Source organism: Sphaerimonospora cavernae, assembly GCF_042435035.1.
In the GTDB taxonomy this organism is placed as follows: domain Bacteria; phylum Actinomycetota; class Actinomycetes; order Streptosporangiales; family Streptosporangiaceae; genus Sphaerimonospora; species Sphaerimonospora cavernae.
On record NZ_JBHMQT010000021.1, the window covers coordinates 22,945 to 43,008 of the forward strand.

The window sequence follows — 20,064 nt, forward strand, 5'->3', positions numbered from 1 at the left end:
CGTCCTTTCCGAGGTGCGAGTGCGATCATGTCTCGATCTACCCCTTTGCGCGAGGTCCACGAGAGCCTCAGCGCGACCCTGACCGACTTCGCGGGATGGCTGATGCCGCTGCGCTACGGCAGCGAGTCGGCCGAGCACGACGCGGTCCGTACGGCCGCCGGGCTGTTCGATCTGTCCCACATGGGGGAGATCTTCGTCACCGGTCCGCGGTCGGGCGAGGCCCTCGACTACGCCCTGGTCGGCCAGCTGAGCACGCTCGGCCTCGGCCGCGCCCGCTACACCATGATGGTGAACGAGGTCGGCGGCATCCTCGACGACCTCATCGTCTACCGGCTCGGCGACGAGGAGTTCATGGTCGTCGCCAACGCCGCCAACGCGCCCATGGTCGCCCGTGAGCTGACCGAACGTGCCCAGCCGTCCGGCGCCGTCGTCGAGGACCGTTCCGACGACTACGCGCTGATCGCGATCCAGGGGCCGCGCAGCGTCGAGATCCTACGCGGCCTGACCGAGAGCGGCACCGCCGCCGAGTTGGACGGCCTGAAGTACTACGCGATCATCCCCGGGACGGTCGCCGGCGTGTCCGCGCTGATCGCCCGCACGGGCTACACGGGCGAGGACGGGTTCGAGCTGTTCGTCCGTCCACAGGACGCGGCGCCGCTCTGGCAGGCGCTGAGCGAGGCCGGCAAGGAGTCCGGCCTGTCGCCCGCCGGGCTGTCGTCCCGCGACACGCTGCGGCTGGAGGCCGGCATGCCGCTCTACGGCAACGAGCTGACCACCGAGACGACGCCGTTCGACGCGGGCCTCGGCCGGGTGGTGCGGTTCGACAAGCCCGGCGATTTCGTCGGCCGGGCCGCCCTGGCCAAGATCGCCCAGCTTGAGACAGGCACGGAGGAGACGGGCGCGGAGGAGACGGGCGCGAGCCGACGGCTGGTCGGGCTGGTGGCGCGCGGCCGCCGAGTGCCCCGCCACGGTTATCCGGTGACCCGTGGCGGTGAGGTCGTCGGCGAGGTCACCAGCGGCGCCCCCTCGCGTTCGCTGGGCCGGCCGATCGCGCTGGCGTACATCTCCCGCGCCGCCGCCGAGAGCGGGGACGGCCTCGCCGTGGACATCCGCGGCGCCCAGGAACCGGTCGACATAGTTGACCTGCCTTTCTATAGGAGGAGCAAGTGAGCAGCATTCCCGAGGACCTGAGCTACACCAAGGAGCACGAGTGGTTGGCCGGGCTGGACGACGGCATGACCGTGACCGTCGGCATCACCGCGCACGCGGCCGAACAGCTCGGTGATGTGGTCTTCGTGCAGGTTCCCGAGGTCGGCGCCGCCATCTCCGCCGGTGACGCGGTGGGCGAGGTCGAGTCGACCAAGTCGGTGAGCGACATCTTCTCCCCTGTGGACGGTGAGGTCGTGGAGACCAACCCCGCCGTGGTGGACGACCCGTCCCTGGTCAACTCCGACCCGTACGGCGAGGGCTGGCTGTTCCGTGTGCGCATCGAGCACGAGCCGGACGAGGTGCTGTCCGCGGCCGAGTACGGCGCGTTCATCTCCGGCGAGTCCTAAGAAATCCTGAATAGAGACCAGATCAATGGCGATCAGTGTCTTCGACCTGTTCAAGGTGGGGATCGGGCCGTCCAGCTCGCACACGGGCGGCCCGATGGCCGCGGCACACAAATTCGCCAGGGGCCTGCACGACGACGGGCTGCTGGAGAAGGTCACCCGCGTCGAGGCCGTCCTGTACGGCTCACTCGGGCTGACCGGCAAGGGCCACGGCAGCGACAAGGCCGTCCTGCTCGGCCTGTCCGGTGAGAAGCCCGAGCTCGTCGACGTGGACACCGTCGAGGACAGGCTCGCCGCGATACGGGCGCGCGGCACGGTGAGGTTGTACGGCACGCACGAGATCCCGTTCGTCGTCGGCGAGGACCTCGTCTTCGAGCGGAAGGTGTCGCTGCCGCACCATCCCAACGGCATGCGCTTCACCGCCTTCATGGGCGACACGGGCGACACCGTGCTGCGCGAGAAGATCTACTACTCGGTCGGCGGCGGCTTCGTGGTGGACGAGAACGCGACGGGCGCCGACCGGATCAAGCCCGACGACACGGTCCTGCCGCACCCGTTCACGACAGGGGCCCAGCTGCTGGAGCGGTGCGCCGACACGGGCCTTTCGATCTCCGGAGTGATGCTGGAGAACGAGCAGGCCTTCGGCCGGAGCCCGCAGGAGATCCGCGACGGCCTGCTGCACCTGTGGTCGGTCATGGCCGAGTGCGTGCAGCGTGGCAGCACCCGCGAGGGCGTGCTGCCGGGCGGTCTCAAGGTCCGGCGCCGGGCCAACCAGCTCTACCGCAGGCTGCGCAGCGAGGGCGACGCCGATCCGTTGCGCGCGATGGACTGGGTGACGCTGTTCGCCCTCGCCGTCAACGAGGAGAACGCGGCGGGCGGCCGGATCGTCACCGCGCCGACCAACGGCGCCGCCGGGATCGTGCCCGCCGTGCTGTCCTACTACACGAGGTTCGTCCCCGGCGCGAGCGATGACGGCATCGTGCGCTTCCTCCTCACCGCCGGGGCGATCGGCGTGCTGTTCAAGGAGAACGCCTCCATCTCGGGGGCGGAGGTCGGCTGTCAGGGGGAGGTCGGCTCGGCCTGCTCCATGGCCGCGGCCGGCCTGACCGAGGTGCTGGGCGGCACCCCTGAGCAGGTGGAGAACGCCGCGGAGATCGGGATCGAGCACAACCTCGGTCTCACCTGCGATCCCATCGGCGGTCTGGTGCAGATCCCGTGCATCGAGCGCAACGCGGTAGCCTCGATCAAGGCGATCGCCGCCTCCCGGATCGCGCTGCGGGGCGACGGCCGGCACTTCGTGGCGCTCGACAAGGCCATCAAGACCATGCGGGACACCGGCAGGGACATGCTCGACAAATACAAGGAGACCTCACGCGGCGGTCTCGCCGTCAACGTCATCGAGTGCTGATCCCGCCACTCCCCGCATTACAGCCCCCGATGACAGCCTGGCGAGGAGGAGTATCCCTTGGTGGGTGCACGAGTGAGGGCACACCGGGCGTTCCTGGTCGTGCTGACCCTGGGCGTCGCGCTGCGCGCGTCGGCCGTCCTCGGCTACCGCCCGGCGCTGTGGTTCTGGGCCGACTCGTTCTCCTATCTCAGCTCGGCCCTGGACCTGCAACCCCTGCGGTCCAGGCCCTCGGGCTACTCGTTGTTCTTGTGGGCGCTGAGCCCGTTGCACAGCCTCACGGCCGTCACGGTCGCCCAGCACCTGCTCGGCCTGGGCATCGCCGGCTGCGTCTACGCCGTGCTGCGGCGCCGTACGGCACTGCCGGGCTGGGGCGCGGCGCTGGCCGCGGCGCCGGTGCTGCTGGACGCGCACCAGATCCAGCTCGAGCACCTCGTCATGGCCGACCTGCTCTTCACGGCCCTGGTCGTGGCGGCGGTGACGCTCCTTCTGTGGTGGCCGCGCCCGCCGCTGTTGGCGGCCGTCACGGCGCTGCTCCTGCTGGGGCTCGCCACGATCACCCGTACGATCGGGCTGCCGCTGATCGTGCTCGCGCTGCTCGCCCTGCTCGTGCTGTTCCCCGGGCGTGCGCGATGGCGCGCCACCCTCGCCGGGCTGGTCGCCGCCTCCGCCGTGCTGGGCGGCTACGCCGTCTGGTTCCACAGCGCCCACGGGTCGTACGGCATGGGCGGCAGCAACACCTGGCTGTGGTCCCGCACGATGACATTCGCCGACTGCGCGGTGATGCGGCCGGCGAAGGAGCTCGCCGTGCTGTGCCCGCCGCCGGGGCCCCGGATGGCCGCTCCCGCCTACATCTGGGACGCCGGCTCTCCCCTTCAGCGTGCGGGCAAGGACCGGGAACGCCTCGCCGGGGAGTTCGCCTCACTCGCGATCCGCAGCCAGCCGGTCGACTTCCTGCTCACCGGGCTGCACGACGCGCTGTGGGCGTTCGAATGGGACCGGAGGGTCTATCCCTCGCCGGGCCCGCAGAGCGCCTACGTCTTCCCCGAGACGATCAAGCCGTTCAACGAAAAGATCGCCTCGGCGGGCCGTACCGCGACGGAGCTGACCACGGCCTATCAGGGTTCGTCCGGCGCGACGCGCGTCGTGGAGCCGTACGCCGGATGGCTGCGCGCCTACCAGCGGGCCGGGTTCGTGCGCGGGCCGGTGCTGGCCGCGATCCTGCTGGCCGGGCTCGGCGGCGTGATCGTCCGGCGGTGGGCCGCGCTGCTGCCGTTGGCCGCCGCGACGGCCCTGCTGATGCTGCCGCCGCTCATCGCGGCGTTCGATCACCGCTATGTGGTGCCCGTCGTGCCCCTCGCCTGCCTGGCCGCCGGTCTCGCCCTGGGAGCCCGGCGAGCGGGGCGGTCAGCGGCGGCGGACGTGCAGGCGGGCGACGGCGGGAAGGTCCGGCAGGTCGACGGCGCCGCGCGCCCGTGAGATCGCCGAGTGGTCGAGGCGGGCGACCACCTCAGGCAGGTCGGCCTCCGGCCGCAGCGACAGCGACACCCGCATCCTGCGCTCGCCCACGATCCTGACCTTGATCCCGGCGATGCCGTCGACGCCCCTCAGCGCGACGCCCAGCATCGCGATGCCCGATGCCGTACGGCTTCCGCAGCGCCGCCAGCCCAGCGCGGAAAGGAGCCAGCGGGTCGCGGCCAGCGCGAGCAGCAGGGCGACCCCGGCGGCCAGCGGCCAGGCCCAGGGCCTGCCGGCGGTGAGCGAGGCGAGGTCCATGACGGGGTCGCGCGGCCGGTCGAGCCGGACGGACATCACATAGCCGCCCCCACCGACGAGGGCCAGGCCCACCAGCCCGATCCCGATCCGGTTCCCCAAATACGAACGCAGATGTGAGCGCAGGTGTGAGCGCATCGTCACGTCCTCCTCCCGCGTAGCCGTACGACCACCTCGCGGTGGCCCAGCGCGCCGAGTCCGGAGAGCCGGTCGCCGACGGCGGCGCCGACCTCGCGGAGCAGCTCCCCGGCCCGGTCCGCGTCGGTCTCCACGGTGACCTCGATCTGCCTGCGCAGGACGCGCACGCCGACGTGCTCGACGTAGAAACCCTCGCCGTCCACCGCTTCCCATGCGGCGGCGGCGAGTGTACGGCGCAGACCGGACCGGGTGAGGCCGATGACGAGCAGCGGATCGTCGCCCTCCAGCGGCACCAGCCTGGGCCGTCCGGGAATGACGGCCAGGGCCATCAGCCCTGCCCCGCATACGATTACGGCCATCGCGATGGTCGGGACGACAGGATCGCCGAAGGTCACCGACAGCACCCGCCGCACCGGCGGCCACAGCGCCGACGGCCGTACGGCGAGGCCTGCCATGGCGGCGACGATTTCGGCGAGCACCGCCCAGGCGAGCAGGGAGAGCACGGCGGCCACAGTGATCCCCGCCGGCGTGCGGCCCGGCCACAGCGCCCGCGCGGCCGGGTCGGAGCCGGCCGCCTCCTCGGGCGGAAAGCCCGTGACAAGATCTTGGACGACACTCACCCGTCCCTCACCCCTCTCTTACCTGGTCATGAATAGGTACACGCGGGCGGGGCGCGAGGCGTCCGGTCACCCGCCGGGCTGGGCGATCTTGGGGGACAGATGGCGTGGACTTTGCGCAGCCGGAGTTTGGGATGGGGATAACATGAACGTGGCTCATGAAAATCGGCCGCGCCGGTACTAAGCTGCGGACATGCACGACCATCGGCACCTCGCTCGTGAACGCCTGGACATCGCCACCGCCGCGTTGGAGCCCCCCTTCGCCGTCCTGGACATGGACGCCCTGCTGGCCAACGCCGCGGACATGGTCCGGCGGGCGCACGGCAAGCCGATCCGGGTGGCCAGCAAGTCGATCCGCTGCCGGGCGATCCTGGAACGGGTCCTCGCCATGGAAGGCTTCTCCGGGATCATGGCGTTCACCCTGTCCGAGGCCCTCTGGCTGGTCTCCACCGGGCTGCGCGACGTGCTGGTCGCCTATCCCACGACGGATCGGGACGCCCTGCGCGCCCTCGGCTCCGACGAGCGGGCCGCCCGCGAGATCACCCTGATGGTCGACTCCCCCGAGCACCTGGATCTGATCGACGACGTCATCGACGGTCTCGGTCTCGCCCACCCGATCCGGGTGTGCCTGGACATCGACGCCGCCTTCGTGGCCTTCGCCGGGAAACTCCGGGCCGGCGCGCTGCGCTCACCCGTACGCTCGCCGGAGCAGGCCGCGGCCCTCGCCACCGACATCACCAAGCGTCCCGGTCTGCGGCTTGCCGGACTCATGTCGTACGAGGGGCAGATCGCCGGCGTCGGCGACGACGTCCCGGGTGCGTACGGCGCTCTGGTGCGCTGGATGCAGGGCAGGTCGCAGCGGGAGCTGGTCAGGCGGCGCGGCCGGATCGTGCAGGCCGTACGGCGGATCGCCGACCTGGAGTTCGTCAACGGCGGCGGCACGGGGAGCATCGAGAAGACGGTGCGGGAACGGGCGATCACCGAGGTGGCGGCGGGCTCCGGGCTGTTCCACCCCCGGCTGTTCGACTTCTATCGGAACTTCACCGGCCGTCCCGCCGCGCTGTTCGCGCTGCCCGTGGTGCGCCGGCCCGGCCCGCACGTGGCGACCGTGCTCGGCGGGGGCTATCACGCCTCAGGGCCGCCCGGTCCCACGCGCCTGCCCCAGCCGTACCTGCCGGGCGGGCTGCGGTACGACTCGGACGAGGGCGCGGGCGAGGTGCAGACACCACTGCTGGGCGAGGCCGCGGCCGATCTGCGCGTGGGCGACCGCGTCTGGTTCCGGCACGCGAAGGCGGGCGAGCTCAGCGAGCGGTTCGCGAGCCTCCACCTGATCGAGGGCGACCGGGTCGTCGGCGAGGTCCCCACCTATCGCGGCGAGGGCAGGACCTTCCTCTGACTCCCGGCTGGGCGGTACTGCTCAGCGGGCGCGACGGCGCAGCAGCACGACCGCCGCACCGATCACCACGGCCGCGCCGATGCCGACGAGCAGCGGCCCCATGCTCGGAGTCCGCGGCGGTTCCGCTTCATCAATCGGGGCATAGGTGGTGAACCTACGGGGATGGCCGCGCAGGAGATCCTCGAAGGACGTGACGAACTGCTTGGCGTTGGCCTTCGCCTTGGCCACTTCTCGCTCCGCCACCCGCTTCGGGCTCACCCGGTCGGCGATGGCGTCCACCGTGCGCGCGAGCTCCGCCCTGGTGCGCTCGATCTGCTGCTCCAGCGCATCGGGATCGGTGTCCGCCATGCGATCCCCCTCCTGTTTACTCGTCTGCGATCAGTCTGCCAGGTCTCGCGTGCACCGCGCGCAGCGGTGGAACCTGTAGCGTGGATCAGACGCCCACCGCGTTCCCTGAAAACCGCGGTTCCCTGAAAACCGCGGTTCCTGAAGGAGGCCATGATGAGCAGGCTCGAGACCGGCGACGCCGCGCCGGACTTCACCCTCCGCGACGCCGACGAGAACGAGGTCTCGCTGGAGTCGTTCCGCGGCAGGCGGGTCATCCTGTACTTCTACCCGGCCGCGATGACGCCCGGCTGCACCAAGCAGGCCTGCGACTTCCGCGACAACCTGGACGCGCTGACGGGCAAGGACATCGTCGTGCTCGGCGTCTCCAAGGACAAACCCGCCAAGCTCCAGCAGTTCCGCGAGCGTGACGCGCTCACCTTCCCGCTGCTGTCCGACCCGGATCTCGAGGTGCACAAGGCCTACGGCGCGTACGGCGAGAAACTGAACTACGGCAAGAAGATCATGGGCGTCATCCGCTCTACCTTCGTCATCGACGCCGACGGCAAGGTGGAGAAGGCCCTCTACAACGTGAAGGCCACCGGCCACGTCGCCCGCCTCCTGAAGGACCTCGCCCTTTCCTGATCCACCCAGGGCCTGCGCGGATCTCCGACCTCCGGACACGCGGTAGGATGGGCGCAGCAAAATCGGCTCTGCAACAGAAGAGAAAATCTCCGATTCCTCTACCCGATACCCGAACTGCCATTCTCAAACAGAGAATTTCGCGGGCAAAGGAAAAGGAAAAGGAAAAGGGGTCGTAGCCCAATCGGTCGAGGCAACGGTTTTAGGTGCCGTCAAGTGCGAGTTCGAATCTCGTCGACCCCACTCGAATTCTTCTTAAGACAGTTGAGAGAATGGCCGAGAAGATTGCAGCGCGCCGAATTCGGCGCGGCGGGCGACTCGGGCCACGCTGGGCCTGCGCGCCCGCACCGAGCAGGAGACGGGTCGGCTCGGACCTCCGTAGAAGCGCACGGCTGCGACCTGAGTCGTAGGCGGGGATCCGACTTCAGGTGGACCCCCGGCTGAGCTGGGGATACGTACAGTTGAACCCGTGTTCGGCAGATTGCGCGCGTGGAGTCGGCGCCACACGAAGCTGGTGGACGTCCTCACGGTCTCACCCCTGTGGCTGCTCTCCCTGCTCACCCTGGAGGTCTACGCCAATGCCTATCCACGGGATCACTTCACGCACATCGGCGTAGCCGGTCTGCTGCCGCTCACGGTCGCCCTGCTCCTGCCGCTGACCTGGCGGCGGAGCCGCCCCCGCGAGGTGTTCGCGATCGTCGCGCTCATCTGTTTCGGCCAGTGGCTGGCCAACATCACCATCGCGCCGGCGAACCTGGCAGTCCTGGTCGCGATGTACGGCGTGGCCGCGCGGTGCACGACCGCCTGGGCGGTGGCCGCCGCTCTGGTCGCCGAACTCGGGCTGCTGCTCGCCATGCTCCAGTGGGGAAACGAGGTCACCCAGCCGTTCCTGTCCTCCTCGGTGTTCGTGGTCACCATCTGGATCACCGGGATCTACTCCAACACGCGGCGACGCTACGTCGACAGCCTGGTGGAGCGGGCCGAACGGGCCGAGCTGGAGCGGGACCAGCAGGCGCGCATCGCGGCCGCCGCCGAACGGGCCCGCATCGCCCGGGAACTGCACGACGTGGTCGCGCACAACGTCAGCGTGATGGTCGTGCAGGCCGACGGCGCGGCGTACGCCCTCGACAGCGACCCCGAACAGACCCGCCACGCGCTGCGGACGATCTCCGGGACCGGGCGGCAGGCGCTGGCGGAGATGCGGCGGCTGGTCGGGGTGCTCAGGCAGAACGCGGGCAGTCCGGCCGAGGAGTACGCGCCGCAGCCGGGCGTCGCCCAGCTCGGCGAACTGGTCCGGCAGCTCCGCGACTCGGGGCTGCCGGTCGAGATCGAGGTCTCGGGCACCCCGCGCGACCTCCCCGAGGGTGAGCAACTCGCGATCTACCGGATCGTCCAGGAGGCGCTGACCAATACGCTCAAGCATGGCGGCCCCGATGTCCGGTCCAGGGTCGAGATCACGTACGGCGCGGGCGAGGCCGTGCTGCGGATCGTCGATGACGGCCGGGGCGCGGCGGCCCCGCGCGCCGAGGGCGGCCACGGGCTGATCGGCATGCGGGAGCGGGCCTCGATGTACGGCGGGAGCGTCGAGGCGGGCCCTCACCCGGGCGGAGGCTTCCAGGTCGTCGCCCGGATCCCGCTCGGTGTGCCGGTGTAGCCGGGAGACCGGTGCAGACGAGAGAACGGGACGGCGATGATTCGGGTGATGCTGGTCGATGATCAGGAGCTGGTGCGGGCCGGCTTCCGGATGGTTCTGGGCGCTCAGCCGGACATCGAGGTCGTCGGCGAGGCTCCGGACGGGCAGGCGGCCGTCGAGGCCCTCAAGGGTGTCGGCCTCGACGGCGCCGTTGAGGCCGACGTCGTGCTGATGGACGTGCGCATGCCGCGGATGGACGGCGTCGAGGCGGCCCGCCGCATCTGCGCGACGTCGGATGGGCCGAAGGTGCTCATCCTGACCACCTTCGACCTCGACGAGTACGCGTTCGCGGCCATCAAGGCCGGCGCGTCGGGGTTCCTGCTCAAGGACGTGCCGCCGGCCGAACTGATCAGCGCGATCCACTCGGTCCACTCCGGTGACGCGGTGGTCGCGCCCAGCACGACCCGCCGTCTGCTCGACCGCTTCGCCACGCACCTCCCGGATGGCGAGGCCCGGGGGAAGCGGGACGCGGACATGCTGACGGCACGCGAGCGCGAGGTCCTTCTCCTCGTGGCCCGGGGGCTGTCGAACACCGAGATCGCCGGGCGGCTGCACCTCGCCGAGGCGACCGTGAAGACCCACCTCGGTCGGGTCCTCGCCAAGCTGAACCTGCGCGACCGCGCCCAGGCCGTCGTCTACGCGTACGAAACGGGCTTGGTCCAGCCTGATCATCCCAATGGGTGACCGCGGACTACATCACAAGTCGCACTTCGGGCGCACACGTCACCGCGGCAGTGCGGCTCAAGTCCGTCCCGGAGACCGAGGGAACGGCGAGATCCCGGCCATAGCGTGACTGGCATGACCACAACAACGACCGATGTCCGTACCGCCGTCACAGCGAGAGGACTGACCAAGGTGTACGGCGAGGGCGACGCGGCGGTGCACGCGCTGCGGGGGATCGACGTCGGCTTCGCCACGGGGGCGTTCACGGCCATCATGGGGCCGTCGGGATCCGGCAAGTCGACGCTCATGCACTGCCTGGCCGGACTCGACTCGGTGACCGACGGCCAGATCATGATCGGCGACGTCGACATCACCCGGCTGAACGACAAGCAGCTCACGCTGCTGCGGCGCGAGCGTGTGGGGTTCATCTTCCAGGCGTTCAACCTGCTGCCGACGCTGACGGCCGAGCAGAACATCCGGCTGCCCCTGGAGATCGCGGGACGGCAGGCCGACCAGGTCCTGTTCGACCAGGTGATCGACACGGTCGGCCTGCGGGACCGCCTCAAGCACAAGCCCAGTGAGCTGTCCGGCGGCCAGCAGCAGCGGGTCGCCGTGGCACGGGCGCTGATCAGCAAGCCACAGGTGATCTTCGCGGACGAGCCCACCGGCAACCTCGACTCGCGCAGCGGCGCCGAGGTGCTGTCGTTCCTGCGCCGGTCGGTCCGCGAACTCGGTCAGACGATCGTGATGGTGACCCACGACCCGGTGGCCGCGTCCTACGCCGACCACGTGGTCTTCCTCCGCGACGGGCTGCTGGTCAGCGAACTGGCCGAGCCGACGCCGCAGCGGGTCCTCGACACACTGATGGCGCTGGAGGCCTGAGCCGTGTTCAAGACCACCCTCGCCGGCCTGCTCGCGCACAAGCTGCGCCTGCTGCTCACCTCCCTGGCGATCACGCTGGGGGTGGGCTTCATCGCCGGCACGTTCGTGCTGACCGACACCATCGACGCGGGGTTCAACCGGGCCTTCGCCGACGATGCCGCCACGGTCGACGTGGTCGTGCTCCCGACCGAAGGCGATCTGTCCAGGGAAACGCTGGCCAGGGTCAGGGCCGTCACGGGCGTCCGGGACGCGCAGCCCATGGTCCGCGGCGATGCTCCGTTGATCGGCAAGGACGGCAGGACAGCCGGTGACCACCCGACCATGGGCGTGTCGATCCCGGCGAGCCGGCTCAAGGTCACGGGCGGCCACGGTCCCGAGACGGACGGCCAGGCCGTCCTCGAGAAGAACATCGCCAGGACCGAGGGCTTCCAGCCCGGCGACACGATCTCCGTGCTCGATCACCGCGGCGCCCGGCACGACTTCCGGCTCGTCGGCACCTTCGACGTGGGCCTCGACGCGGATCTCGCCCGGCTCGGCGCGGTCGCCTTCACTCCCGCCGACGCCCTGCGCATGACCGGGGAGAAGGGCTTCCGTGAGATCGCCGTCGTCAGCGCCGGCCCCTCCCCCGAGAGTCTCCGTACGGCCGTCGAGGCGGCCCTCGGATCCGACGCCCCGAAGTCGACGACGATCGTCCAGACGGGGCAGCGGCGTGCCGCCGACCTGGCCGAGAAGAACGGCGTGAGCATGACCTTCATGAAGGTGGGGCTGCTGCTGTTCGGCGTGATCGCACTGCTCGTCGCCGGCCTGGTCATCTACAACACGTTCAACATTCTGGTGGCTCAGCGGATCCGTGAGATGGCGCTGCTGCGCTGCATCGGCGCGACCCGGCGCCAGGTGTTCGTCTCGATCGTGCTGGAGTCGGCGGTGGTCGGGCTGATCTCGGCCGTACTCGGACTGCTGGTCGGCTACGGCCTCGGCGCGGGCGCGGTGGCCGTACTGCAGGGCGTCGAGGCCGATCTCCCCACGGGCTCGGTCAGCCTGACCTCACAGACGATCGTCATCGGGCTCGTGACCGGGCTCGTGGTGACCATGGCGGCGGCGCTGCTGCCCGCCCGCCACGCGACCAGGGTCGCCCCGATCGCGGCGCTGCGCACCCAGGTCGAGGAGCAGACGTTCCGCACCGGGGTCACCCGGATGATCTTCGCTGCCCTCTTCACGGTGGCCGGCGCCGCCCTGACCGCGTTGGGCGTGACCATGGAGCCCGGCGAGAGCGCGCTGTTCACGGTGATGGGCGGCGGCGTGCTGGTCTTCTTCGCCGTGCTCATCCTGGGCCCGGTGATCGTCAAACCGCTGAGCGGGCTGGCGGGCTGGCTGCCGGCGCGGCTGTTCGGCGTGCCGGGACGGCTGGCGCTCGCCAACGCGCGGCGCAACCCCGGGCGGGCGGCGACCACGACGGTCGCGCTCACCATCGGCGTCACGCTGATCACGTTCATGTCCGTGCTGACCGCGACCGTACGGTTGACGACCAGCAAGGAGCTCGACCGGCAGTTCCCGATCGACTACCTGGTCTCGGCCCAGGCCGGCACGGTGCCGGGCTCGGTGGTGGACGCGCTACGCGGACGGTCCGAGCTGGCCGACGTGACCGATGTGCGCGAGGCGGAAACCACGGTGAACGGCCGCGAATTCGGCGTGGGCGCCGTGACCCAGTCGGCCTTCGGCGTCTCGATCAAGCCGGAGGCGGCCTCGGGATCGATGGACGGGTTCGGCCCGGGCAAGGTCGCGATGAACGACTCCGTCGCCGAGGATCTCGGTCTCAAGGTCGGCGACACGGTCACGATCGCGTCGCCCAAGGGGGATCTGCGGCTCCAGTTGAGCGCGGTGCTGAAGTCGGGTGTCACCCTGCTGCCCCCGATCACCATCCCGGAGCAGACCTTCGTGCAGCGCTTCGACACGGTGACCCAGCGGATCGTCCTGGTCGATGCCGCCGAGGGGGTGCACCCCGACCTGGCGCGACGAGCCCTCGAGAAGGTCACGGCGGCCCATCCGGCGATCAAGATCGACAGCACGACCGCGATGCGCGGCCAGTTCGACGAGGCGATCGACATGATGCTGATGATCGTCATCGGCCTGCTGGGGCTCGCCGTCGTCATCTCGCTGCTGGGCATCGCGAACACGCTGTCGCTGTCAGTGCACGAACGGACCCGCGAGTCGGCGCTGCTACGCGCCCTCGGGCTGACCCGGGCCCAGCTTCGGGGCATGCTCTCGGTCGAGGCCCTGGTCCTCGGGTTGGTCGGCGCGATCGTCGGCGTGGTGCTCGGCATCGCGTACGGCTGGGCCGCGACGCAGACGATGGCGGACCGCGTCTACTTCCAGCTCCCGGTCGGTCAGATCCTGATCTTCGTCGTGCTGTCGGGACTGGCCGGGGTGCTGGCGGCGCTGCTGCCCGCCCGGCGGGCGGCCCGGACTTCGATCGTGGGCTCGCTGGTCGCCTCCTGACACCGCCCGGCACGGGCAGCGCCGTTCACAGGCCCGTTCGCAGGCCCGTTCACAGTCCCGATCACAGGCGCTGGCCGTGCCGGTCGATGACCACGCTGAACACGCCGGTGACCTCTTCATACGGCGGCTCGACGGCCATGTGACCACGCTGGGCGTCGATCCACAGCACCTCACCGTTGCAGTTGACGGCGTTCCAGGCATGGCTGCCGCCGGTGGGCCAGCGAGTGATCAGGACGGCGGACGCGCCGTGACCACCGAAGACCAGCCGCTGGGCGATCGCGACGTAGGCGCGGCGGCCGTGCCCCACGTATTCGAACCGGTGCCCCAGCCACTCCTCCGCCCGGGCCACTCCCCCGATCTCCCCGGTCAGCAGCGGCCGGCCGACCGTGTCGTACTCCGGGTACCGGCGCGCCGCCACGACGGGCTCGCCATGCCAGGTCGAGATCACCGCGAGCGAGCAGTCGAGCGCGTTGGTGGCCCGGAACGGGTCTTCCGTGGGCCCCTCCGCGTTGATCAGCCTGATCCACGTGCCGCGCGGGTCGGGGAAGCGCCCACCGACCGCCTGAGCCAGGCTCACCTGCGACTGCGGGTCCGGCTCCGCGAGTCCGCCGGGCCTGCCGTACGGCCGGGTCTCCTCGAGCCTCGGCGGACGGCCCGGCCGGTCGAGCCAGTCGTCCTCCTCCTCCAGAACCGGCGCCCAATCCCTCGGGCCGTTCGAGGTCGCCCCCGCCATGCGGAACTCTTCGGTAGGGACAGGCTCGTCGGCGGACGAAGCATCCGCGACTCCGGAGCCCGGCACAACAGCCTGACCGTCGGATCCGAGGGCGCCCTCTGTCTCACTGGCCGGCTCACAGGCCTCGGCGGCCCGGTGGTCATCAACCGCCTCATCGGAGTAGAGAGCCTCGTCCTCGACGTGATTCTCTACCCGGTCCCCGGCCCGATCGGCAGGCTCGTGCCGTCCGTCCGGTTGACCCGGGGAGAGCTCACACGCATCCGCGGGCTCATGGACCGGCTCATCGCCGGGGACGATCCCACCTGTGCCGTGCTTCTCCCCTGCGGCCACGTCCGCCGCCGTGATCTTGTCTGCGAACAGGTCGTCGCACCGGGAGCCCCCCACCCCATTCATGCCGTTCAAGCCGTGCGAGCTGTTCAACCCGTTGGCGGTGCCGGTCAGCAGGGCGGGGATCCGGCCCTCCGGCCGACGCTCCTCCAGACGACGCTCCACTCTCGGCTCGGACGCCTCAGCGGCCCGCTCGTAATCACGCCACCTGCGGCCGTCCGCGGTCACCACGGGGTCGTACATACCGGACGGCAACCGCCACCGGGCAGACCGACGGAACTTCTCCTGATTCATGTGCTGCGGCCCCCTCCTTCGCGCACATCAGGGTGCGATGCTAGGGCGGACCGCTCGGAAGCCGCGGCTGATTTTCCCAACTCCAGACCCGCAGCTGAACTTGTCCTGCATTCGGCAAAATACAGCTCGGCTCCATTGGCTCAGCCCACCCGCAACGTTATGGAGTGGCGCTCAAGCCAGGCGGAACTACCGAAAAGCAGCTCAGAGTGCGGGCCAGGCTACGAGCTGGAACCAGACAGACTTTCCGTACGGGGTGAGCTCCCAGCCCCAGCGGTGGGAGAACATCTGGACGATGGCCAGGCCCCGGCCGCGCAGGTCGTAATCGCGGGCCTGGCGAGGCTGGGGCAGCGCGCTGCACGAGTCGTGGACGTCGACCACGAGCAGCCTGCACTCCCGGCTGATCGTCACCCTGATCCTGCTCGTCTCGGGGACGCCCACCGACCCATGGGTGATCGCGTTCGTGACGAGTTCCGAGGCCAGGAGCTCGGCGATCTCCGGGACATCCTCGCCGGCGCCCCAGTCAGCGGCCACATCGCTTACGAACCGGCGGACCGAGGCCAGGCACTGCGGGTCACGCGGAATCCACTTCTCCCCCAGCACCGGGCCGTCCCGTTCCGATGCGCCGCGACCGGCCACAGGTGGTGTTCGCGGCTTGACTGACTTGAGCCCCTCCACCGTCTCAACGGCTTCGGCTGCCTCGATCATCGGCTTCTCCCAGCTTGAAACCGCATCCTCATTGGGTTACTCCCCCAGCGTGCCGAGCCACCAATACTCTCTGTACGGATTTGATTACCAAGGCCGACGTTTGGCGGTCGGCTGGACGCGATTGAACTCCGACAGGGAGTGTCATTGTGGTCACATCTACTCGCCGCAGGCGATATGGGATAGGGCGTGCGGATCGTGCCGCCCGGCCGGGTCGGGTCCGGCCTCCTGGCCGGATTCTCGATCGCCACGCTGGAGGACGGAAGCGAGATCGCCCATCTGGAAACGGCCGTTCGCGGGCTTACGCACCAGCGGCCGGGGACGACGTCGCGGCAGCCGTACGACTGTCGTTCGACGCCATGCTGCGCCACAACCGGACCACGGGCGGGCGCTCTACTCGAAACTCTGGACCGATCACTTTATCGACGCATGAGCCGTTTTCTCGGATGGATGCAATCGGCCACGTGACGTTACGGAACTGCTTGGGCGATGATGGGGACCAGGGCGCGGAAGGCGCGGCCGCGATGGCTGATGGCGTCCTTCTCCTCGGCGGACATCTCGGCGGTCGTACGGCTGTCGCCGTCCGGTACGAAGATCGGGTCGTAGCCGAAGCCGCCCGTCCCCCGAGGCTCACGGATCAGGACACCGTGCACCGCCCCCTCGGCCACGTGCTCCTCGCCCGACGGGAGCGCGAGCGCGGCGCTGCAGGCGAAATGGGCCCGGCGGCGCCCGTCGGGCACGTCGGAGATCTGGGCCAGCAGCAGGTTGAGGTTGGCCTTGTCGTCACCGTGGCCGCCCGACCAACGGGCCGAGAAGATGCCGGGCATACCGTTCAGGGCGTCGACGCAGAGCCCGGAGTCGTCGGCGACCGCGGGCAGCCCGCTCCCGGCCGCCACGGCATGCGCCTTGAGCAGGGCGTTCTCGGCGAACGTGCTACCGGTCTCGGCCACCTCGCCGATCTCGGGAAAGCCGTCCAGCCCCACGAGTTCGACCGGCACGCCGACCTCGGCCAGGATCCGGCGCAGCTCGACGATCTTCCCGGCGTTGCGCGTGGCCAGGACCACCCTCGTCATCGCTTCTGTCCTTCCGGGGATCAGGCGAGCGTCTCGGCCTGCAGACGGGTCAGCTCGGCACAGCCGGCGGTGGCGAGATCGAGCAGCCCGTTCAGCAGGGCCCGGTCGAACGGCGTGCCTTCGGCCGTGCCCTGCACCTCCACGAAGTCGCCGCCGCCGGTCATCACGACGTTCATGTCGGTCTCGGCCTTGACGTCCTCGGTGTAGCACAGGTCGAGCAGCGGCTCGGTGCCGATGACGCCGACCGAGACGGCGGCGACCGAGTTCACCAGCGGGTCGCCGGGACACATCCGCCGCTTGCGCATCCAGGCCACGGCGTCGGCGAGGGCGACGTACGCCCCGGTGATCGCGGCGGTCCGGGTGCCGCCGTCGGCCTGCAGCACGTCGCAGTCCAGGAGGATCGAGTTCTCCCCCAGCGCCTTGTAGTCCACGCAGGCCCGCAACGACCGGCCGATCAGCCGGGAGATCTCGTGGGTCCGGCCGCCGATCCTGCCCCGGACCGACTCCCGGTCGCTGCGCGTGTTGGTGGAGCGGGGCAGCATGGCGTACTCGGCCGTCACCCAGCCCAGGCCGCTGCCCTTGCGCCATCGGGGCACGCCGGTCTCGACGGTCGCGGCGCACAGCACCTTGGTCGCCCCGAACTCCACGAGCACGGAACCCTCCGCGTGCGCGAGCCAGTTGCGGGTGATGGTCACGGGACGAAGTTGATCGGGTCGACGACCGTCTGCACGAGTCATAGTGGTCACCTTAACCCCCTGTGAGGTCGTAGACGGCCCCGCTGCGCGCGAGCTCCATCCGGCCGCCGAATCCGCCGCGCGAGGCGTCGTCGAGGATCCTGGCCGGGTCGTGCCAGGGCACGAGGTGCGTGAGGACGAGCGTGCCCGCCTCGGCCCGGGCGGCATGCTCGGCGGCCTGCCGCCCGTTGAGGTGGAGTCCGGGGGGCAGTCCGGGGACGTCGAGAAACGACGCCTCGCACAGCAGCATGTCGGCCTGGCGTGCGAGATCGACCAGCTCCGGGCACTCGCCCGTGTCGGCGGAGTACACCACGGAGCGGCCGCCGTGGGTCACGCGGAAGCCGTACGTCTCGATGGGGTGGTTCATCGGCGCGGCGGCCACTTCGAATGGGCCGATCCCTGTCACCCCGGGGGTCAGCGGCACGAAATCGAAGGATCTCTCCAGCACCGGCTCGTCCGGCATCCCGTACGCGGCGTTGAGCCTGCGGTCGGCTCCGGCGGGAGCGTGCAGCGGTACCTTGGGCAGCGGGCCGTCCGGGGTGTAGGTGCGCACGACGTGGTACGCGCACACGTCGAGGCAGTGATCCGCGTGCAGGTGGGACAGACAGATCGCGTCGACGTCGTAGAGGCCGATGTGCCGCTGCAGTGCGCCGAGCGCCCCGCTGCCGAAATCGAGCAGCAGCCGGAAGCCCTCGGCCTCCAGCAGATAACAGGACGACGGGCTGTCCGGCCCGGGAAAGCTGCCCGAGCATCCGATGACGGTCAGTTTCACAGCGAGCTCCCAATATCGGATTCGCTCGATTCACCCCGCGCCGATTCACCCCGCACCGGCTCACCCAACGTCGCGATCTCGACGGCCTGGATCTCCGGCCCGAGGAACCGCCGCCCGAGCTGCTCGAACAGGTCGGTGTCGCCCGTGGCCCGGAAGCGGTGGACGGGCTCGGTGGTCCCGTCGGACAGTCCGTGGTCGTGCAGGAGCCGGTAGACGTCCTTCGCGGTCTCCTCGGCACTGGACACCAGCGTCACCCCGTCGCCCGCGACGTACGACAGCGCGCCGGTCAGCAGCGGATAGTGGGTGCAGCCCAGGATCAGCGTGTCGCAGCCGGAGTGCTGGATCGGCTTGAGGTAGCCGCGGATGACCTCGATCAGCTCGTCGCTCATCGTCTCGCCGCGTTCGACGAAGTCGACGAGCAGCGGCGTGGCGACCGCGACCAACTCGACGTCGGGGGCGGCGGTGAAGGCGTCGTGATAGGCCATCGACTCGATCGTCGCCCGCGTGCCGATCACGCCGACCCGGCCGTTCCTGGTCGCCCGTACGGCACGGCGGGTGGCGGGCTGGATGACCTCGACGACCGGGACGTCGTACCGCTCCCTGGCGTCCCTGAGCACGGCGGAGCTGGCGCTGTTACACGCGATCACCAGCATCTTGACGTCGTGCTCGACGAGGTGGTCCATCACCTCGAGCGCGTAGGCGCGCAGTTCGGCGATGCTCTTGGGCCCGTACGGCTGACGCGCCGTGTCGGCGACGTAGAAGATCGACTCATGGGGCAACTGATCGATGATCGCCCGAGCGACGGTGAGTCCGCCCACCCCGCTGTCGAAGATCCCGATCGCGCTGCTGTTGTCCGGCACGCTTCCCAAGATTAGGGGAAACCCCGCGGTCAGCCGCGGCCGACGCGGGCGATCTGACGGGATTGGGCGACCAGTCGGCCCGCCGAGTCCCACACCTCGACGTCCTCGTCGAACCAGCCGTCGCTGATCAACCGCCCGCCGCCGATGACCGTGAGCCATCCGGGCACGGGCAGGGCGCGCAGGTGCCAGGTCAGTTCGACCGTCGGTGCCCAACCGCGGGCGCCGGCCGAGAACACCACGGGCGGCAGCGCGTCGACGGCCAGCGCGATCACGTAGGGATCCGGGTCCTGCGGTTCGGCCATCCGGAAGTACGCCCGGGACTCCGGCCGCCCGGTCGGCTGCCCGGCGAGCCACCCGACCGTCGGGGGATCGAACAGCATCTCCACCTGAGCGCTGAGGTTCATGTTCGACTCGGCCTTGGGCACGGGCAGGGGTACGCAGTGAGCCGGGTCGGGCATCGTCGTCAACGGCGCGTCCGACCAGTCCGGGATCGCCGCGGGATCGAGCGTCGCCGTCGTCACGAGGGCCTCGATGAACGACTCGCCGTCCTGGACGAGGGTCGCCCGCGTCATCGCGGCCGTCCGGCCGGACTTGAGCCGGGCCAGCCGTACAGTGGCCGGGCCGGGCCGGGGCACCCGGAGGAACTGGGCACTCGTGGACACCGGGTGCGCGTGCGGCGAGGCGTCCACGACGGCCCGCAGCACGGTGGCCATGAGATAACCGCCGTTCAGCGGGCCGCCGATCGAGTACGCGTCATCGAGACACACGTCATAGGTCGCGTCGTCGACCCGGATCGCCTGCGTCGCCTCGTCGAACTTCGTCACCGCGCGCCCTTCCGCCACGAACAATCTCCCGAATGTTGTTCTAGAGCTACTTTAGCCGCTCCCCCATGACCGGATTCCACCGGAATCAAGTGATGTGCAAGCGCTTTGTTATTCGAAGCCCATAAAGTCTAGACGATCACTGCTATCTACTCCGGAAGTGAGA

20 protein-coding genes and 1 tRNA gene are annotated in these 20,064 nt (G+C 70.0%); 11 read left to right on the top strand and 10 right to left on the bottom strand.

Annotation, left to right across the window (positions count from 1 at the left end; all coding sequences use genetic code 11):
- Nucleotides 1-27: 27 nt before the first annotated feature.
- Genes gcvT through ACFHYQ_RS11640 form a run of 4 tightly spaced genes read left to right on the top strand, consistent with a single transcriptional unit; the run spans nucleotide 28 to nucleotide 4,437 of the window.
- Nucleotides 28-1,170: a glycine cleavage system aminomethyltransferase GcvT gene (gcvT, locus tag ACFHYQ_RS11625; protein ID WP_394301124.1), complete on the top strand. Its 1,143-nt coding sequence runs from the start codon at nucleotides 28-30 to the stop codon at nucleotides 1,168-1,170.
- Nucleotides 1,167-1,556, top strand: coding sequence for a glycine cleavage system protein GcvH (gcvH, locus tag ACFHYQ_RS11630; protein WP_394301125.1), 390 nt, complete (start codon nucleotides 1,167-1,169; stop codon nucleotides 1,554-1,556). The genes gcvT and gcvH overlap by 4 nt, the downstream gene beginning before the upstream one ends.
- Before the next feature lie 25 nt (nucleotides 1,557-1,581).
- Complete coding sequence (locus ACFHYQ_RS11635; protein ID WP_394301126.1) at nucleotides 1,582-2,961, top strand: L-serine ammonia-lyase; 1,380 nt, start codon at nucleotides 1,582-1,584, stop codon at nucleotides 2,959-2,961.
- A 60-nt stretch (nucleotides 2,962-3,021) separates the two neighbouring features.
- Nucleotides 3,022-4,437 carry a hypothetical protein gene (locus tag ACFHYQ_RS11640; protein WP_394301127.1) on the top strand — a complete coding sequence of 472 codons (1,416 nt, stop codon included), beginning with the start codon at nucleotides 3,022-3,024 and terminating at the stop codon, nucleotides 4,435-4,437.
- Here the strand turns inward: ACFHYQ_RS11640 and ACFHYQ_RS11645 are convergent.
- The gene (locus ACFHYQ_RS11645) at nucleotides 4,366-4,875 is read right to left on the bottom strand and encodes a hypothetical protein (RefSeq protein ID WP_394301128.1); all 510 of its coding nucleotides are present in this window, start codon (nucleotides 4,873-4,875) and stop codon (nucleotides 4,366-4,368) included. The two genes, ACFHYQ_RS11640 and ACFHYQ_RS11645, sit on opposite strands and share 72 nt — an antisense overlap.
- Nucleotides 4,872-5,489, bottom strand: a complete 618-nt coding sequence (locus ACFHYQ_RS11650; protein ID WP_394301129.1) for a DUF6286 domain-containing protein — start codon at nucleotides 5,487-5,489, stop codon at nucleotides 4,872-4,874. The genes ACFHYQ_RS11645 and ACFHYQ_RS11650 overlap by 4 nt, the downstream gene beginning before the upstream one ends.
- Before the next feature lie 190 nt (nucleotides 5,490-5,679).
- Between ACFHYQ_RS11650 and ACFHYQ_RS11655 the strand changes: the two genes are divergently transcribed.
- Nucleotides 5,680-6,882: an amino acid deaminase/aldolase gene (locus tag ACFHYQ_RS11655; RefSeq protein WP_394301130.1), complete on the top strand. Its 1,203-nt coding sequence runs from the start codon at nucleotides 5,680-5,682 to the stop codon at nucleotides 6,880-6,882.
- Between the two features lie 21 nt (nucleotides 6,883-6,903).
- Here the strand turns inward: ACFHYQ_RS11655 and ACFHYQ_RS11660 are convergent, their stop codons facing one another.
- Nucleotides 6,904-7,230, bottom strand: coding sequence for a DUF3618 domain-containing protein (locus tag ACFHYQ_RS11660; protein ID WP_394301131.1), 327 nt, complete (start codon nucleotides 7,228-7,230; stop codon nucleotides 6,904-6,906).
- Nucleotides 7,231-7,380: 150 nt separating this feature from the next.
- Between ACFHYQ_RS11660 and bcp the strand changes: the two genes are divergently transcribed.
- From bcp to ACFHYQ_RS11690, 6 genes are all read left to right on the top strand, one after another.
- On the top strand, nucleotides 7,381-7,851 hold the full coding sequence (bcp, locus tag ACFHYQ_RS11665) for a thioredoxin-dependent thiol peroxidase (protein ID WP_394301132.1): 471 nt from the start codon (nucleotides 7,381-7,383) through the stop codon (nucleotides 7,849-7,851).
- 166 nt (nucleotides 7,852-8,017) lie between these two features.
- Nucleotides 8,018-8,091: transfer RNA gene (locus ACFHYQ_RS11670), tRNA-Leu, on the top strand.
- 226 nt (nucleotides 8,092-8,317) lie between these two features.
- Nucleotides 8,318-9,502, top strand: coding sequence for a sensor histidine kinase (locus ACFHYQ_RS11675; protein WP_394301133.1), 1,185 nt, complete (start codon nucleotides 8,318-8,320; stop codon nucleotides 9,500-9,502).
- Between the two features lie 36 nt (nucleotides 9,503-9,538).
- Complete coding sequence (locus tag ACFHYQ_RS11680) at nucleotides 9,539-10,225, top strand: response regulator (protein ID WP_394301134.1); 687 nt, start codon at nucleotides 9,539-9,541, stop codon at nucleotides 10,223-10,225.
- A 114-nt stretch (nucleotides 10,226-10,339) separates the two neighbouring features.
- On the top strand, nucleotides 10,340-11,086 hold the full coding sequence (locus tag ACFHYQ_RS11685; RefSeq protein WP_394301135.1) for an ABC transporter ATP-binding protein: 747 nt from the start codon (nucleotides 10,340-10,342) through the stop codon (nucleotides 11,084-11,086).
- A gap of 3 nt (nucleotides 11,087-11,089) precedes the next feature.
- Nucleotides 11,090-13,582 (top strand): ABC transporter permease, encoded by a 2,493-nt coding sequence (locus ACFHYQ_RS11690; protein WP_394301136.1) that lies wholly within the window; start codon nucleotides 11,090-11,092, stop codon nucleotides 13,580-13,582.
- A gap of 61 nt (nucleotides 13,583-13,643) precedes the next feature.
- Here ACFHYQ_RS11690 and ACFHYQ_RS11695 read toward each other — a convergent pair whose 3' ends face one another.
- From ACFHYQ_RS11695 to ACFHYQ_RS11725, 7 genes are all read right to left on the bottom strand, one after another.
- A complete protein-coding gene (locus tag ACFHYQ_RS11695) occupies nucleotides 13,644-14,936 on the bottom strand; it encodes a toxin glutamine deamidase domain-containing protein (protein ID WP_394301137.1) in 1,293 nt (430 codons plus the stop codon).
- 201 nt (nucleotides 14,937-15,137) lie between these two features.
- Entirely contained in the window at nucleotides 15,138-15,641 is a 504-nt protein-coding gene (locus tag ACFHYQ_RS11700; protein WP_394301138.1) for an ATP-binding protein, read from the bottom strand.
- 467 nt (nucleotides 15,642-16,108) lie between these two features.
- Nucleotides 16,109-16,711 (bottom strand): RdgB/HAM1 family non-canonical purine NTP pyrophosphatase, encoded by a 603-nt coding sequence (rdgB, locus tag ACFHYQ_RS11705; protein ID WP_394301139.1) that lies wholly within the window; start codon nucleotides 16,709-16,711, stop codon nucleotides 16,109-16,111.
- A 20-nt stretch (nucleotides 16,712-16,731) separates the two neighbouring features.
- The gene (rph, locus tag ACFHYQ_RS11710) at nucleotides 16,732-17,448 is read right to left on the bottom strand and encodes a ribonuclease PH (protein ID WP_394301140.1); all 717 of its coding nucleotides are present in this window, start codon (nucleotides 17,446-17,448) and stop codon (nucleotides 16,732-16,734) included.
- A 10-nt stretch (nucleotides 17,449-17,458) separates the two neighbouring features.
- On the bottom strand, nucleotides 17,459-18,217 hold the full coding sequence (locus tag ACFHYQ_RS11715; protein WP_394301141.1) for an MBL fold metallo-hydrolase: 759 nt from the start codon (nucleotides 18,215-18,217) through the stop codon (nucleotides 17,459-17,461).
- Nucleotides 18,214-19,077, bottom strand: a complete 864-nt coding sequence (gene murI / locus ACFHYQ_RS11720; RefSeq protein ID WP_394301142.1) for a glutamate racemase — start codon at nucleotides 19,075-19,077, stop codon at nucleotides 18,214-18,216. Before murI ends, ACFHYQ_RS11715 begins: the two co-directional genes overlap by 4 nt.
- A 29-nt stretch (nucleotides 19,078-19,106) precedes the next feature.
- The gene (locus ACFHYQ_RS11725; protein ID WP_394301143.1) at nucleotides 19,107-19,919 is read right to left on the bottom strand and encodes a thioesterase family protein; all 813 of its coding nucleotides are present in this window, start codon (nucleotides 19,917-19,919) and stop codon (nucleotides 19,107-19,109) included.
- Nucleotides 19,920-20,064: the final 145 nt, after the last annotated feature.